Origin of the sequence: Rhodanobacter soli, from assembly GCF_039523495.1 — a bacterium.
GTDB classification, from domain to species: Bacteria; Pseudomonadota; Gammaproteobacteria; order Xanthomonadales; family Rhodanobacteraceae; genus Rhodanobacter; species Rhodanobacter soli.
Window position 1 is genome coordinate 1614641 of record NZ_BAAAFK010000001.1, and the last position, 15008, is coordinate 1629648.

At 65.7% G+C, this 15008-nt stretch carries 13 protein-coding genes; 8 read left to right on the forward strand and 5 right to left on the reverse strand.

Going from position 1 to position 15008, the window contains the following annotated elements:
- Positions 1 to 40 precede the first annotated feature (40 nt).
- On the reverse strand, positions 41 to 700 hold the full coding sequence (locus ABD024_RS07315; RefSeq protein WP_343851141.1) for a response regulator transcription factor: 660 nt from the start codon (positions 698 to 700) through the stop codon (positions 41 to 43).
- Between the two features lie 152 nt (positions 701 to 852).
- On the opposite strand from ABD024_RS07315, the gene ABD024_RS07320 reads away from it, so the two are divergent.
- The 3 genes from ABD024_RS07320 to ABD024_RS07330 all read left to right on the forward strand — a co-directional run bounded on the left by ABD024_RS07320 (position 853) and on the right by ABD024_RS07330 (position 3952).
- A complete protein-coding gene (locus ABD024_RS07320; protein ID WP_343854535.1) occupies positions 853 to 2646 on the forward strand; it encodes a 3-hydroxybutyrate oligomer hydrolase family protein in 1794 nt (597 codons plus the stop codon).
- Positions 2647 to 2859: 213 nt separating this feature from the next.
- A complete protein-coding gene (locus tag ABD024_RS07325; RefSeq protein ID WP_343851143.1) occupies positions 2860 to 3369 on the forward strand; it encodes a peptidylprolyl isomerase in 510 nt (169 codons plus the stop codon).
- A gap of 166 nt (positions 3370 to 3535) precedes the next feature.
- Positions 3536 to 3952: a YidB family protein gene (locus ABD024_RS07330; RefSeq protein ID WP_343851145.1), complete on the forward strand. Its 417-nt coding sequence runs from the start codon at positions 3536 to 3538 to the stop codon at positions 3950 to 3952.
- 39 nt (positions 3953 to 3991) lie between these two features.
- Here ABD024_RS07330 and ABD024_RS07335 read toward each other — a convergent pair whose 3' ends face one another.
- Positions 3992 to 4246: a GlsB/YeaQ/YmgE family stress response membrane protein gene (locus ABD024_RS07335; protein ID WP_343851147.1), complete on the reverse strand. Its 255-nt coding sequence runs from the start codon at positions 4244 to 4246 to the stop codon at positions 3992 to 3994.
- 161 nt (positions 4247 to 4407) lie between these two features.
- Between ABD024_RS07335 and ABD024_RS07340 the strand changes: the two genes are divergently transcribed.
- The 3 genes from ABD024_RS07340 to prpE all read left to right on the forward strand — a co-directional run bounded on the left by ABD024_RS07340 (position 4408) and on the right by prpE (position 8713).
- Positions 4408 to 5607, forward strand: coding sequence for an aminotransferase class I/II-fold pyridoxal phosphate-dependent enzyme (locus ABD024_RS07340; RefSeq protein ID WP_343851149.1), 1200 nt, complete (start codon positions 4408 to 4410; stop codon positions 5605 to 5607).
- Positions 5608 to 5674: 67 nt separating this feature from the next.
- Positions 5675 to 6661 carry a malate dehydrogenase gene (locus ABD024_RS07345; RefSeq protein WP_343851151.1) on the forward strand — a complete coding sequence of 329 codons (987 nt, stop codon included), beginning with the start codon at positions 5675 to 5677 and terminating at the stop codon, positions 6659 to 6661.
- A 156-nt stretch (positions 6662 to 6817) separates the two neighbouring features.
- Positions 6818 to 8713, forward strand: a complete 1896-nt coding sequence (prpE, locus tag ABD024_RS07350; protein ID WP_343851153.1) for a propionate--CoA ligase — start codon at positions 6818 to 6820, stop codon at positions 8711 to 8713.
- A 71-nt stretch (positions 8714 to 8784) separates the two neighbouring features.
- Here the strand turns inward: prpE and ahpF are convergent, their stop codons facing one another.
- The 3 genes from ahpF to ABD024_RS07365 form a co-directional block, all read right to left on the reverse strand.
- Positions 8785 to 10380, reverse strand: a complete 1596-nt coding sequence (gene ahpF / locus ABD024_RS07355; RefSeq protein WP_343851155.1) for an alkyl hydroperoxide reductase subunit F — start codon at positions 10378 to 10380, stop codon at positions 8785 to 8787.
- 132 nt (positions 10381 to 10512) lie between these two features.
- On the reverse strand, positions 10513 to 11076 hold the full coding sequence (ahpC, locus tag ABD024_RS07360) for an alkyl hydroperoxide reductase subunit C (RefSeq protein WP_343851157.1): 564 nt from the start codon (positions 11074 to 11076) through the stop codon (positions 10513 to 10515).
- A 178-nt stretch (positions 11077 to 11254) separates the two neighbouring features.
- Complete coding sequence (locus ABD024_RS07365; protein ID WP_343851159.1) at positions 11255 to 12571, reverse strand: dicarboxylate/amino acid:cation symporter; 1317 nt, start codon at positions 12569 to 12571, stop codon at positions 11255 to 11257.
- A gap of 162 nt (positions 12572 to 12733) precedes the next feature.
- Here ABD024_RS07365 and prpB point away from each other — a divergent pair, with 162 nt between their 5' ends.
- Positions 12734 to 13618 (forward strand): methylisocitrate lyase, encoded by an 885-nt coding sequence (gene prpB / locus ABD024_RS07370; RefSeq protein WP_343851161.1) that lies wholly within the window; start codon positions 12734 to 12736, stop codon positions 13616 to 13618.
- Positions 13619 to 13693: 75 nt separating this feature from the next.
- The gene (gene prpC / locus ABD024_RS07375; protein WP_343851163.1) at positions 13694 to 14839 is read left to right on the forward strand and encodes a bifunctional 2-methylcitrate synthase/citrate synthase; all 1146 of its coding nucleotides are present in this window, start codon (positions 13694 to 13696) and stop codon (positions 14837 to 14839) included.
- The last annotated feature ends 169 nt before the right edge of the window (positions 14840 to 15008 follow it).

The window sequence follows — 15008 nt, forward strand, 5'->3', positions numbered from 1 at the left end:
GCTGCCCTCTAAACGTCCGTCTTCGTGGCGTCTTATCCGCTCAACCAACCCGCGCCGGCTCCCCTAGATCCAGCGACTTCAACAACATCCCCGCCTGCGTCCGGTTCCGCACCCGCAGCTTCTCGAAGATCGCCGTGACATGCGCCTTCACCGTGCGCTCCTGGATGCCCAGGCGATCGGCGATCTGCTTGTTGAGCAGGCCTTCCGCGAGCAGGGCAAGCACGCGGGACTGCTGTTCGGTGAGGCGGGCCAGGCGGCTGGCGAGGTCGGTGTCGGCCGGGTCGGCGGGCAACGCGGCGACTGCATCGGCGAGAGCAGGTGGCAGCCAAGTGCCGCAGTCGAGCACGCTGCAGATCGCTGCGCCGATCTCGGCAGGGCTCGCGCTCTTGGGGATGAAGCCGGCAGCGCCGTGGTCGAGCACACGGCGCACGATGCGCGGTTCGTCGTGGGCCGACACCACCAGCACGGCCACGCCGGGATGCTGGCCGCGCAACGCGGCGAGGCCGGACAGGCCTTGGCTGCCGGGCATGTGCAGGTCGAGCAGGACCAGGTCGGTATCCGGCTCGGTGGCCAGCGCGGCGAGTACGCCGGGCAGATCCGCGGCCTCGCGCACCTCGCAGCCGGGCAGACTGTCGCTGGCCGCCAGGCGCAGCGCGGCGCGGAACAGCGGGTGGTCGTCGGCGATCAGCAGGCTCGTCATTCTGTTGAAGTTAGCGGGCCACGGCGGCTACGTCGAGTTCGGCGCATGGACTTTCGTACGATGGCGGCCGGCGATGCGCTTGTTATGGTGACTCGATGAAGAAATCCGCCTGCATTGCGAGCCTGCTGTTCTTGTCCGTGCTGGTATCCGCCATGCTGTCGGCCTGTGCCAGCAACATGACGAGGAAAGACTCTGCCATGCGTGAGGTCGATTACGGCGACGTGCAAGTGACCGAGCATCGCGGCCACGATGATTTGTTGAGCGCGGGCCTGGGCCTGGCGGGCCTGGCCGGTTTGCCGTCACCGTTCACCCGTCCACTGGACCCCGATGTGCAGGAATTGCGCCGGCGCGCGATCCAGACCAGCTGGAAGGGCATCGCCGACCTCGGCCCGCTCGGCGGCTACGGCACGGTGTACGGCGGCGTGCCGGATGTGCCGGGCCGCGAATACCAGGCATTCGCGCGCATCCCCGGCGCCCGTTCGCCGCATCGCGTGCTGCTGCAACTGCCCGACAACTTCGACAGGCAGAAACGTTGCCTGGTGGTGACGGCCTCGTCCGGCTCGCGCGGCATCTATGGCGCGATCGCGCTGGCTGGTGCCTGGGGTCTGCCGCATGGCTGCGCGGTGGCGTATACCGACAAGGGCACCGGTGCCGGCTATTTCGACTACGCCGACGACAGCGGCGTGGCGCTGGACGGCCGCCGTGCGAAACGCGGCGAGGCGGAACTGGAATTCCAGCCGCCGCCGGCTTCGCCTGCCGCGGGCATCGCGATCAAGCATGTGCATTCGGGCGACAACCCGGAGGCCGACTGGGGCGGGCACGTGATCCAGGCGGCGCAGTTCGCTCTGGCCATGCTTGATCGCGCGTTCCCTGCCGAGGCCCCGTTCACGCCGCAGAACACCAAGATCATCGGTGCCGGCATATCCAATGGCGGCGGCGCCGTGCTGCAGGCGGCGGGACTGGATCAGGAACACTTCTTCGCCGGCGTGGTGGCGCTGGAACCGAACGTGCACGTGAAGGATCGTGGTCGCGCGCTGTACGACTACGCCACCGAGGCGGCGATCTGGTTGCCATGCGCACTGAGTGCCGACTATTTCGCTGCGACCCCGCTGGCGCGCGGACCACGCAACGTGCCGCTGCCGGCATGGCCGATCCGCTGTGCCAGCCTGCGCGCGCAGGGCAAGCTCGGCGGCAACACCGTGGCCGTGCAGGCAGAACAGGCGCGGCAATACCTGCACGCGCGGGGCTGGACCGACGAGACGATGAGCACGGCCGCCAGCACGACCGCGTTCGACCTGTGGCGGGTGATCGCCGCCGGTTACGCTTCGGCCTACCTGCGTCGCGGCGCCACCGACATGCCGTGCGGCTTTCACTACGCGGCGATTGGCGTGGGCGGGTTGCCGGGTGTGGCCGATCCCGTCACACGGGCGACCTGGTGGGCGGATGGTTCGGGCATTCCCCCCGGCAACGGCATCGGCCTGTTCGGCGGCGTGAATGTTTCGGCCGACCCTACCCTGATCGGCAGCGAATGTTTGCGCGCACTGTGGACCGGCGACGACCACGAGTCGCAAGCCTTGCACGCTTCGGTAGCCGCCACCGGGGCGCGGCTGCCGCGCAAGGACCTGCCGCTGTGGGTGTTGCACGGCGCCGGCGACGGCTTGCTGCCTACCGCGTTCAGTTCCGAGCCGTACGTGGCCTGGCTGCGCGGCGAAGGACGCCGGCCGATCTACTGGAAGGTGCCGCACGCGCAGCACTTCGATGCGTTCCTGGCGCTGCCCGGCTTCGGCGAACACCACGTACCGCTGCTGCCGTATGGCTATGCGGCGCTGGACCGGTTGTGGGCGTATCTGTATGAAGGCGCGGCGTGGCCGGTCGATGCACCGACGCCTGCGACCACGCCGCGTGGCGCAGGGTCGCTGGAACGCACCACGCTGGGCCTGCCATAGAATCCAGCCTCACCGTTCGCCCTGAGCGTGGGCCCAACGGGCCGAATTCGAAGGGCTGCCCTTGGACTTCACTGCGCTCAGGGCGAACGGTCGTTGAGACGTGGCTCGGCGCGAAAGCCATGGTCGCTGCTTCATCAAGCTCGCTGGGTTATTCTTGACCATCCTCGTGCCCGCGTCGTGGCACGGCGCAGTTTTCAAACCCAAGGATTTGCGATGACCATCAACGTCACCTTCACCACCAACCGCGGCCCGATCCACCTGCGCCTGCATGAAGACAAGGCGCCGGTGACGGTCGCCAGCTTCGTCAACCTGGCCCGGCGCGGCTACTACGACGGTCTGTCGTTCCATCGCGTCATCGCCGACTTCATGGTCCAGGGCGGTTGCCCCGAGGGCAGCGGTCGTGGCGGCCCGGGCTACAAGTTCGAGGACGAGTTCAATCCGTCGCTGCGCCACGACAAGCCGGGCGTGCTGTCGATGGCGAACGCCGGCCCGCGCACGAATGGCAGCCAGTTCTTCATCACCCACGGTCCCACGCCATGGCTGGACGGCAAGCACAGCGTGTTCGGCGAAGTGGTCGGTGCGGCCGACATGGACGTGGTCAACGCGATCCAGCAGGGCGACACGATCGAGAAGGTCACCGTGGAGGGCGACGTCGATGCCTTGCTGGCGGCGCAATCCGATCGTGTGGCGGAATGGAACGCGGTGCTCGACCAGCGCGGCTGAGTCTGGCGCCCTCGGGACACAGGAAACCGCCGGCCAGCAGTCGGCGGTTTTTTTTTGCGGTCTTTTCCCCGGCGCGGCCTTCACGAAATGTTGTCATGGCGGATTTCGCGACGACTTATGATCGGCTGGCTAAGCGCTTGATTCGTCACCATCCGAGGAGAACGACATGTCATTCCTCAATGATCTGCTCGGCGGCCAGGAGCAGGGACAGCAGGCAGGTGCCGGTTCGTTGATTGCCGTCGCGGGGCAACTGATCGAGAAGGCGGGCGGCGTGCAGGGCCTGGTCAACATGCTGCAGCAGCATGGGCTTGGCGGCGCGGTGCAGTCGTGGGTCGGCACGGGCGCGAACCAGCCGGTGTCGGGCGAACAGTTGGGTCAGGCGCTGCAGAGTGGCGGCCTGGGTTCGCTGGTGGAGGAAGCCGCGGGCAAGCTGGGCGTGGACCCGAATGTCCTGCTGGGCGGGCTGTCGCGGGTGCTGCCGCGCGCGGTCGACCATGTGACGCCGGATGGCCAGGTGCCGGCGCAGACCAGCGGTTTCGACCTGGGTATGCTCGAAGGGCTGGCCGGCAAGCTGCTCGGTTAAGGACGGTCCCGGTGGAGCAGGGCTTCACCGGGACCGCGGTCAGGTCGACTTGCGCTTGACCAGGTGATACAGCAGCAGCAACACGATAGCGCCGATCACCGAGGCGATGAAGCCGGCGGATTGTCCTTCCTGATACCAGCCGAACACGTTCTGGCCGACCCATGTCGCCAGCAGCGAGCCGGCGATGCCGATGATGGCGGTGATGATGAAGCCGCCCGGATCCTTGCCCGGCATCAGCAGCTTGGCCACCAGGCCGATAACCAGTCCGATCACGAATACCCAAAGCCAGTGCATGCGGATCTCCTTCGCTGGTGAGGTTTCACGGTACCCGTCGCGCGGGCGCACCCATCATGCCCGGATCGCGTCGCTGTGGCGTGTAGAGCCGACAGCCAGCGCCGGGCCCGGACGGCGTGATAAAATGCGGGCCTTTGCTTCCTCCCCCGCGTGAGATACCCATGCCCCAGCTCGCCCAGCGTGTCGGCCGCGCCAAACCCAGCGCGATCATGGTGATTGCCGAGAAGGCGAAGCAGCTCAAGGCTGCCGGCCGCGACATCATCAGCTTTTCCATCGGTGTACCGAACTTCCTTCCCGGTGAGCATGTGTATGCCGCTGCGCGCGAGTCGCTGTCGCACGACTCCGGCCAGTACGGCAGCAACCGCGGTGCCGAGGTGTTGCTGGATGCGTTCCTCAAACACATCGAGGCGTTGGGCTTCTCCGGCTACGGCCGGATGAACCTGTCGATCGGCATTGGCGCCAAGCACGTGCTGTACAACCTGGCCGAGGCGCTGCTGGACGAGGGCGACGAAATCTGTTTCGCCGCGCCGTACTGGACCACCTATCGCGACATCGCCGACATCGTGGGCGCGAAGGTCAACGTGATGCATTGCGGGCCGGAGCAGAACTACAAGCTCACCCCGACCCAGCTCGACGCCGCGCTGGCGCGCAAGCCGAGGGTGTTCCTGTTCAACAACCCGTCCAATCCCACCGGCATGGTCTACACCGCCGGGGAGATTGCCGCGCTGGCCGACGTGCTGGTGAAGCATCCGGATACATGGGTGATCACCGACGACATCTACAACGCGATGGTGTTCGACGGCATCGGCTACCACAACTTCGTGTTCGCCAGGCCGGAGTTGCGCGATCGGGTGGTCTTCGTCGACTCGGTGTCCAAGACCTATGGCATGCCGGGCTGGCGCGCGGGCCTGATAGCCGGCCCCGAGCTGGTGGCCAAGGCGGTGACCACGCTCAACTCCAACCACATCAGCAGCCTGCCGGAAGTGATCACCGCGGCGGCGGTGGCGGCGTTCAGCGGCCCACAGGACGTCCCGCGCGCCAGGTGTGCGGAATTCGCCGGCAAACGCGACATCGTGGTCGCGGCACTCGGCGCGATCCCCGGTGTGGCGTGTCCGCGGCCGCAGGGCGCGTTCTACGCGTTCCCCGACATTTCCGTGGCGTTCGGCAAGAGCCATCACGGCACGAAGATCAACAACGACGTGGAGTTCTGCGCTGCGCTGCTGGAGGCCAAGGGCGTGGCCTGCGTGCCCGGTTCCGCATTCGGCGAGCCGCGTGCGATGCGCATTTCCTACACCTGTCCGACCGCACAACTGCAGCCGGGTCTGGCGCGCATCGCCGAGTTCTTCGCCGAGCTGAGCTGACCATTTTCCCTGCGGAGCGCTCCGCGTGCTCCGCATAAACGAACACCCCAAGAAGGAGTCATCGTTCATGAAAGCCCCCGTTCGAGTTGCCGTCACCGGCGCTGCCGGCCAGATCGGCTACGCCTTGCTGTTCCGCATCGCCGCCGGCGACATGCTGGGTCCGGATCAGCCGGTGATCCTGCACCTGCTGGAAATCACCCCGGCACTGCCGGCGCTGCAGGGCGTGGTGATGGAGCTGAACGACTGCGCGTTCCCGACCCTGGCCGGCGTGGTCGCCACCGACGACGCGAACGTCGCATTCAAGGACGTCGACTACGCGCTGCTGGTCGGTGCCCGACCGCGCGGACCCGGCATGGAGCGCAAGGATCTGCTGGAGGCGAACGGCGCGATCTTCGGCCCGCAGGGCAAGGCGCTGAACGCGCATGCCAAGCGTGACGTGAAGGTGCTGGTGGTCGGCAACCCGGCCAACACCAATGCCCTTATCGCCCAGCAGAACGCGCCGGACCTGGATCCGAAGTGCTTCACCGCGATGGTTCGCCTCGACCACAACCGCGCCAAGAGCCAGCTGGCCGAGAAGACCGGCAAGCACAACACCGACGTGAAGAAGATGACGATCTGGGGCAACCACAGCTCCACCCAGTACCCGGACCTGCACCACGCCACCGTCGACGGCAAGGCGGCGATGTCGCTGATCGACCAGGCCTGGTACGAGAACGACTTCATCCCGACCGTGCAGCAGCGCGGCGCGGCGATCATCAAGGCACGCGGCGCCTCGTCGGCGGCTTCGGCGGCTTCGGCCGCGATCGATCACATGCGCACCTGGGCGCAGGGCACGGTCGAAGGCGACTGGGTCTCGATGGGTATCCCGTCCGATGGCTCGTACGGCATCAAGCCGGGCGTGATCTACGGCTACCCGGTCACCGTGAAGAACGGCAAGTACGAGATCGTGCAAGGCCTGGCGATCAACGACTTCTCGCGCGCCCGCATGGACGCCACCGACAAGGAACTGCGCGAAGAGCGCGCCGGCGTCGAGCACCTGTTCGCGAAGAAGTAAGCGCCCGGTTCATCGCAGGCGAAAGAGGGCGGCCATGGGCCGCCCTTTCGGTTTCTGCCCGGCTGCTCCTGGCCGTCGGCGACTACGACCATCGTCGCGATGATGCCGCCGGCGGCGTGTTCTAGGCTTGCGGCAACGAAGCCCCGGAGTCCGCCCATGCGTTACGAGGATTTCTACCGACAGTCGATCGACGAGCCGGAGCAATTCTGGGCCGAGCAGGCGCGGCTGATCCACTGGCATACGCCGCCACAGCAGATTCTCGACCAGTCGAATCCGCCGTTCCGGCGCTGGTTCGTCGGTGGTACCACCAATCTCTGCTACAACGCGGTCGACCGGCACCTCGCCAAACGCGCAGAACAACTGGCGCTAGTGGCGGTTTCCAGCGAGACCGACATCACCCGCGAATTCACCTACCGCCAGCTGCATCGTGAGGTGAACGCGTTCGCCGCCGTGTTGCAATCGCTGAGTGTGGGCAAGGGTGACCGCGTGGTGATCTACCTGCCGAACATCGCCGAAGCGGTATTCGCCATGCTGGCCTGCGCGCGCATCGGTGCGATCCACTCGGTGGTGTTCGGTGGCTTCGCCGCGCACAACCTGGCGCTGCGCATCGACGACGCACAGCCGAAGCTGCTGATCGCCGCCGACGCCGGCATGCGCAGCGGCAAGGTGATCCCATACAAACCGCTCGTTGATGCGGCGCTGAACGAGGCGTCCTCACCGCCGCCGCACGTGCTGATTGTCGACCGCAAGCTCGATCCGCAGATGATCCGTGTGGCCGGGCGTGATCTCGACTACGCTGAACTGCGCATGCAGCACGAGGACGCCGAGGTGCCGGTGACCTGGCTGGAGTCGAACGAGCCGAGCTATCTGCTGTACACCTCCGGCACCACCGGCAAGCCGAAGGGCGTGCAGCGTGATGTGGGCGGTTACGCGGTGGCGATGGCGTTGTCGATCCGCTACGTGTTCGACATCGCGCCGGGGCAGGTGATGTTCGCCACATCGGACGTCGGCTGGGCGGTGGGGCATTCCTACAATGTCTACGGCCCGCTGATCGGCGGTGCCACCAGCCTGCTGTACGAAGGGTTGCCGACGCGGCCGGACGCGGGCATCTGGTGGCGGCTGTGCGAGCAGTACGGCGTGCGCACGATGTTCTCTTCGCCCACGGCGATCCGCGTGCTGAAGAAGCAGGACGAGAGCTGGCTGAAGAAGTACGACCTGTCGAAACTGAAATGGCTGTTCCTCGCCGGCGAGCCGCTGGACGAACCGACCGCGCAGTGGATCACCGCTGCGCTTGGCGTGCCGGTGATCGACAACTACTGGCAGACCGAGACCGGCTGGCCGGCGATCACGCTTATGCCGGGGCTGGAACTGAAGACGGTGAAGTTCGGCTCGCCCGGCCTGCCGGCACCGGGCTATCGGATGAAGGTGATCGATGAGAACACCGGCAAGGAAGTCGCGGCCGGGACCAAGGGCGTGCTGGTATTCCAGCCACCGCTGCCGCCGGGCTGCCTGACGACCGTGTGGCGCGACGACGACCGCTACGTGCACAGCTACTTCAGCCACTTCAAGGAGCTGCTGTACAGCTCGCTGGACTGGGCGGTTCGCGACGAGGACGGCTACACGTTCGTGCTCGGCCGCACCGACGACGTGATCAACGTGGCCGGTCATCGGCTGGGTACGCGCGAGATCGAGGAATCGGTGGCCAGCCACCCGGCAGTGGCCGAGGCGGCGGTGATCGGCGTGAAGGACGAGTTGAAGGGGCAGGTGCCGATCGTGTTCGCCACGCTGAAGCAGGACGCCGGCGACGGTGCCGGCGCGGTGGCGCGGGCGATGCAGCAACGCGTGGTCGACCAGCTAGGCGGGGTGGCGAAACCGTCGCGCATCTACGTGGTGAATGCCTTGCCGAAGACCCGTTCCGGCAAGCTGCTGCGCCGCTCGCTGCAGGCGCTGGCGGAGCAGCGCGATCCGGGCGATTTGTCCACGCTGGATGACCCGGGCGCGCTGGACGATATTCGCCGTGCGCTGGAGCGCGGGCCCGACCAGGGCAGTTGAAGAGAACCATCAGGCAAACGGGACGGCCGAAGCCGTCCCGTGTGTTTTTCTGCCCGGATGATCTCAGGCGATCAGGCAGCCACGGCTTCCTTCTCCGGCTTCGCAACCACCACCGGGCTGCGGATCAGGTGGTCGAACGCGCTCAGCGCGGCGGTGGAACCGGCACCCATCGCGACCACGATCTGCTTGTACGGCACCGTGGTGGCATCGCCGGCGGCGAACACGCCGGGCAGCGAGGTCTGGCCGCGTTCGTCGATGACGATCTCGCCGCGGGACGACAGTTCCAGCGTGCCCTTCAGCCACTCGGTGTTCGGCAGCAGGCCGATCTGTACGAAGATGCCTTCCAGTTCGAGGCTGTGCATCACGCCGTCGACGCGGTCCTTGTAGACCAGGCCGCTGACCTTCTGCCCGTCGCCCAGCACCTCGGTGCTCTGCGCGCTGACGATCACGTCGACGTTGGGCAGGCTGCGCAGTTTGCGCTGCAGCACCTCGTCCGCGCGCAGCTTGCTGTCGAACTCGATCAGGGTGACATGGCTGACGATGCCGGCCAAGTCGATCGCCGCCTCGACGCCGGAGTTGCCGCCGCCGATCACTGCCACGCGCTTGCCCTTGAACAGCGGGCCGTCGCAGTGCGGGCAATACGCCACCCCCTTGTTGCGGTACGCGTCTTCGCCGGGCACGCCCATCTGCCGCCAGCGTGCGCCGGTGGAAAGAATCACGGTTTTCGATTTCAGCGTGGCACCGTTGGCCAGCTCGATCTCAATCAGGCCGCCCGGCTCGCTGGCCGGTACCAGTTTTTCGGCGCGCTGCAGGTTCATGATGTCGACGTCGTATTCCCTGACGTGCTGCTCCAGTGCCACGCCCAGCTTCGGGCCGTCGGTGGCGGTGACCGAGATGAAGTTCTCGATCGACATGGTGTCCAGCACCTGGCCGCCGAAACGTTCGGCTGCCACGCCGGTGCGGATGCCCTTGCGCGCGGCATAGATTGCCGCCGCCGCGCCGGCCGGGCCGCCGCCGACCACGAGCACGTCGAACGCGCCCCTGGCCTTGATCTGCTCCGCCTCACGGGCGCTGGCGCCGGTGTCGATTTTTGCCAGGATCTGCTCCAGGCTCATGCGGCCCTGGTCGAACACTTCGCCGTTGAGGTAGACGGTCGGCACTGACATTACCTGGCGCGCCTCGACCTCGTCCTGGTACAGCGCGCCGTCGATGGCGACGTGCTGGATCTTCGGGTTCAGCACGCTCATCAGGTTCAGCGCCTGCACCACGTCGGGGCAGTTCTGGCAGGACAGCGAGAAATAGGTCTCGAAACGGTAGTCGCCGTCGAGGTTCTTCACCTGCTCGATCACGTCTGCGGCGGTCTTGGACGGATGGCCGCCGACCTGCAGCAGGGCGAGCACGAGTGAAGTGAATTCATGGCCCAGCGGAATGCCGGCGAAGCGCACGCCGATGTCGCTGCCGACGCGGTTGATCGCGAACGAGGGCTTGCGCTTGTCGTCGTCGCGGCGAACCAGGGTGATCTGACCGGACAGCGAGGCGATTTCCTCGAGCAGTTCGTTCAGTTCGGCGGATTTGGCACTGTCGTCCAGGGACGCAACGATCTCGATCGGCTGCGTGACCTTTTCGAGATAGGCCTTCAACTGGGTCTTGAGGTTGGCATCCAACATGGCGGACTCCGTGGGTTTCTTCGGGGTGAGCGTGGCGAGCACCCGGGCGGACCCGGGCGTCGCGTTGCACTGATACTTCGGTAAAGCGGGTCGGGAAGAACTCCGGGCCCGTGGCGCATGGCGCGGTGCTGCTTAGATCTTGCCGACCAGGTCCAGCGACGGCGCCAGGGTCTTCTCGCCTTCCTTCCACTTGGCCGGGCAGACTTCACCCGGATGGGTGGCGACATACTGCGCTGCCTTCACCTTGCGCAGCAGCTCCTTGGCGTCGCGGCCGATGCCGCCGGCAGTGATCTCGACGATCTGGATCTTGCCCGCCGGATCGATCACGAAGGTGCCGCGATCGGCGATGCCGGCGTCTTCAATCAGCACCTCGAAGTTCTTCGAGATCTGATGGGTCGGGTCGCCAACCATCGTGTAGTTGATCTTCTTCACCGCATCGGAGGTGTCGTGCCAGGCCTTGTGCGCGAAATGGGTGTCGGTGGAGACTGAGTAGATCTCGACGCCCAGTTTCTGGAACTCGGCGTAATTGTCAGCCAGGTCTTCCAGTTCCGTCGGGCAGACGAAAGTGAAGTCGGCGGGGTAGAAGAACACGACCGACCACTTGCCCTTCAGGTCGGCGTCGGTGACTTCGATGAATTGGCCGGCCTTGAGGGCCTGGGCCTTGAACGGTTTCACTTCGGTATTGATCAGGGACATCTTTGCTTGCTTCCCGTGGTGGTTGAAGGATGAGACAGATGTTACGGCTCCCGATTCGATAAATCTAATTGATTGTCGACATCGGTTCGATTGGCTGTGACTATCATGTGACTATTCACATGTGAGGCCGGGCGGGACAGCTTCAAGCCCTGCCGATCGGCCACGTCGTATGCGGGAGTTACGGTGCTGCCGCGAGGCGGTCGCGCAACTGGTTGTCGACCACCGTGGCGGTGATGATGTCGCTGCCCACGTTCACCGTGGTGCGCATCATGTCGAGGATGCGGTCGACGCCGATGATGATGCCGATCCCCTCCGGCGGAATGCCGAACGTCGCCAGCAGGCCGGCAATCATCGGCAGCGAGCCGCCCGGTATGCCGGCCACGGCGACCGCGCTGAGCACCGACAGCAGCATCAGGATGGCCTGGTGACTCAGGGTGAGTTCCACGCCGAACGCCTGCGCCACGAACAGCACCACGCAGCCCTCGAACAACGCGGTGCCGCTCATGTTCATGGTCGCGCCCAGCGGCAGCACGAAGCCGGCCGTGCTGGGGGAGAGCTTCAGCTCGTCGTGCGCCACCGCCAGCGAGGCGGGCAGGCAGGCGTTGCTGGAGCTGGTCGAGAAGGCGGTGATCAGCAGCGGTCGGATCTGCCGGAAATAGGCCAGCGGCGAGCGGCCGGCGAGAAAGCGCAGCCACAACGACATGGTGCCGAACAGGTGCAGTGCCAGCGCCACGGTGCAGCCGACCACGAACACCGACAACGCCAGCAGCACGTCCACGCCGACCTTGACGATCACGCTGTAGATCATTGCCGGCACCGCGTACGGCGCCAGTTGCAGGGCGAAACCGACGATCTTCGTCATCAGGTCGGTGATGGTGTCCAGCGCCATCTGTACACGCTTGCGTTCCTTCTCGCGCAACTGGGTGGCGGCGGCACCGACCAGGATCGCGAACAGGATCAGCGGCAGCACGTCGCCCAGCGTGTCGCGGCTGGGGCCGGCCACGGCGCCGACCAGGTTGCGCGGCATGAACATCTCCACCAGCGTGCCGAAGTTCATGCTGGGCTGGGCGGCCTTGGTGTCGATCGACTTCTGCGCGCTGCTGCCGTACTCCTGCATTAGCTGGGTGCGTGCCTGTTCGTCCAGGTGGTGGCCCGGCTGCACGATGTTCATCATCGCCAGGCCGATCGCTACAGCGATGCCCATGTTGAGGAAGAACAGCAGGAAGGTCCGCCCGGCCAGGGGACCGAGTCGTTCCAGTCGACCGAGCTGGGCCACGCCGGAGGCCAGCGAGCTGAACACCAGCGGGATCACCACGAAGAACAGCATGCGCAGGAAGATCTGTCCGAACGGGTCGAACACTGCGGCGGAGATCTTCTGCATCAGCACCAGCGTGGGCGGATGCAGTTGGCCGATGCCCAGCGTGGCCACGGCAGCGACCACGCCGATCACCAGGCCCCAGAGGATGCGTTTTGCGAGAGGAGTCGATGTGCTCATCCGGTTGAATGTACGGGGCTGCGGGGAATTCGTCACGCGAGAAATGGCCGGCTGCCGGCCATGGGCTCCGAACGGCGGTTCGGGATGGCCGCGCCCGCGTCGGATGGTCCAATCCCGGCACGGGCCGGGGTGGGCTAAAATAGCCGTTTTGACGGAGGCGACATGACACAGCCAGCATCCCCGGGCGCACGTTTCCGCGCAGAACTCGCCGTCGAGCAGCCGTTGCAGGTCATGGGCGCAATCACCGCCTACGCCGGCTTGATGGCCAAACGGGTCGGCTACAAGGCGCTGTATTTGTCCGGTGGCGGGGTGGCCGCCAATTCGCTGGGGATGCCGGACCTGGGCATCAGCACGATGGAAGACGTGCTCACCGACGCGCGTCGCATCGTGGACGCCACCGGGTTGCCGCTGCTGGTCGACATCGACACCGGCTGGGGCGGGGCATTCAACATCGCGCGCACGATCCGTTCGTTCGAGCGCGTCGGCGTGGCCGCGGTGCACATGGAGGACCAGGTCGGCCAGAAACGCTGCGGCCATCGCCCGGGCAAGGAAGTGGTGCCGAAGGGCGAGATGGTCGATCGCGTGAAGGCGGCGGTGGATGCGCGCACCGACACGGGCTTCGTGATCATGGCGCGCACCGATGCGGCCGCCGTGGAGGGCATCGATTCGGCGATCGAGCGCGCCTGCGCCTATGTCGAGGCCGGCGCCGACATGATCTTTCCCGAGGCGATGAAGACGCTGGACGACTACCGCAAATTCAAGGCCGCAGTGAAGGTGCCGATCCTCGCCAACCTCACCGAGTTCGGTTCCACCCCGTTCTTCACCACCGACGAGTTGCGCGAAGCCGGCGTGGACATCGCGCTGTACTGCTGCGGAGCCTATCGCGCGATGAACAAGGCCGCGCTCAATTTCTACGAAACCGTGCGCCGCGAAGGCACGCAGAAGAACATCGTCGACACCCTGCAGACGCGCGAGGAGCTGTACGACTTCCTCGGCTACCACGCGTACGAGGACAAGCTCGACACGCTGTTTTCTAAGCAAAGCTGATCGTCCACCTTGTCCCGCGGAATCCGTCTACCGGTTTCCGCCGAAACGAACAATCCTGCACCCTGGAGATTTTCGATGAGCGAGCAAGTCCTACCCAAGGCCAAGAAATCCGTCGCCTTGTCCGGCGTGGCCGCGGGCAACACCGCGCTGTGCACGGTCGGCCGCAGCGGCAATGACCTGCATTACCGCGGCTACGACATCCACGACCTGGCCGCCAAGGGCTGCTTCGAGGAGGTGGCCTACCTGCTGGTGCACGGCGTACTGCCGAACTGGACCGAGCTGAACAACTACCGCTCGCGGCTGAAGCGCCTGCGCGGCCTGCCGGCGCCGGTCAAGGCCGCGATGGAACTGCTGCCGGCCGCCACTCATCCGATGGACGTGCTGCGCACCGGCTGCTCGGTGCTCGGCACCGTGCTGCCGGAGAAGGACGACCACAACCTCACCGGTGCGCGTGACATCGCCGATCGCCTGATGGCCAGCTTCGGCTCGATGCTGCTGTACTGGTACCACTTCAGTCACAACGGCAAGCGCATCGAGACGCAGACCGACGACGACTCGATCGCCGCGCACTTCCTGCACCTGCTGCATGGCAAAAAGCCGAGCGAGCTGCATGCGCAGGCGCTGGACAAGTCGCTGGTGTTGTACGCCGAGCACGAGTTCAATGCCTCGACTTTCGCCGCGCGCGTCATCGCCGGCACCGGTTCGGACATCTACTCGGCGATCACCGGCGCGATCGGCGCGCTGCGCGGCCCGAAGCACGGCGGCGCGAACGAGGTGGCGATGGAGATCATCGCGCGTTACCGCAGTGCCAACGAGGCGGAGGCCGATATCCGCGCCCGTGTCGAGCGCAAGGAAATCATCATCGGCTTCGGTCACCCGGTTTACACGGTGTCCGATCCGCGCAACGAGATCATCAAGGAAGTCTCGCGCAAGCTGTGCACCGACGGCGGCAATCCGACCCTGTTCGATGTTTCCGAGCGGATCGAGAAGGTGATGGGCGAGGTCAAGAAGATGTTTCCGAACCTCGACTGGTTCTCGGCCAGTGCGTACCACATGATGGGCGTGCCCACCGCGATGTTCACGCCGCTGTTCGTGATCGCGCGCACCTCCGGCTGGAGTGCGCATGTGATCGAGCAGCGCGAGGACGGCAAGATCATCCGCCCCAGCGCGAACTACACCGGCCCGGAAGACCAGGCCTACGTGCCGATCGACAAGCGCTAGGCAGACGTTTTCCGATACGCAAAGGGAGCCGCGCGGCTCCCTTTGCGTATCGGCGAGGTGAAAATTTCCAGAATCAAAACTTGTTCGTGGAACGATCACTTCCGGCCTGATGCGAGAAGCCCTCTCGCTGTATCACTTCTGTTACATGGTGTTAACACCTTGTTCCCGG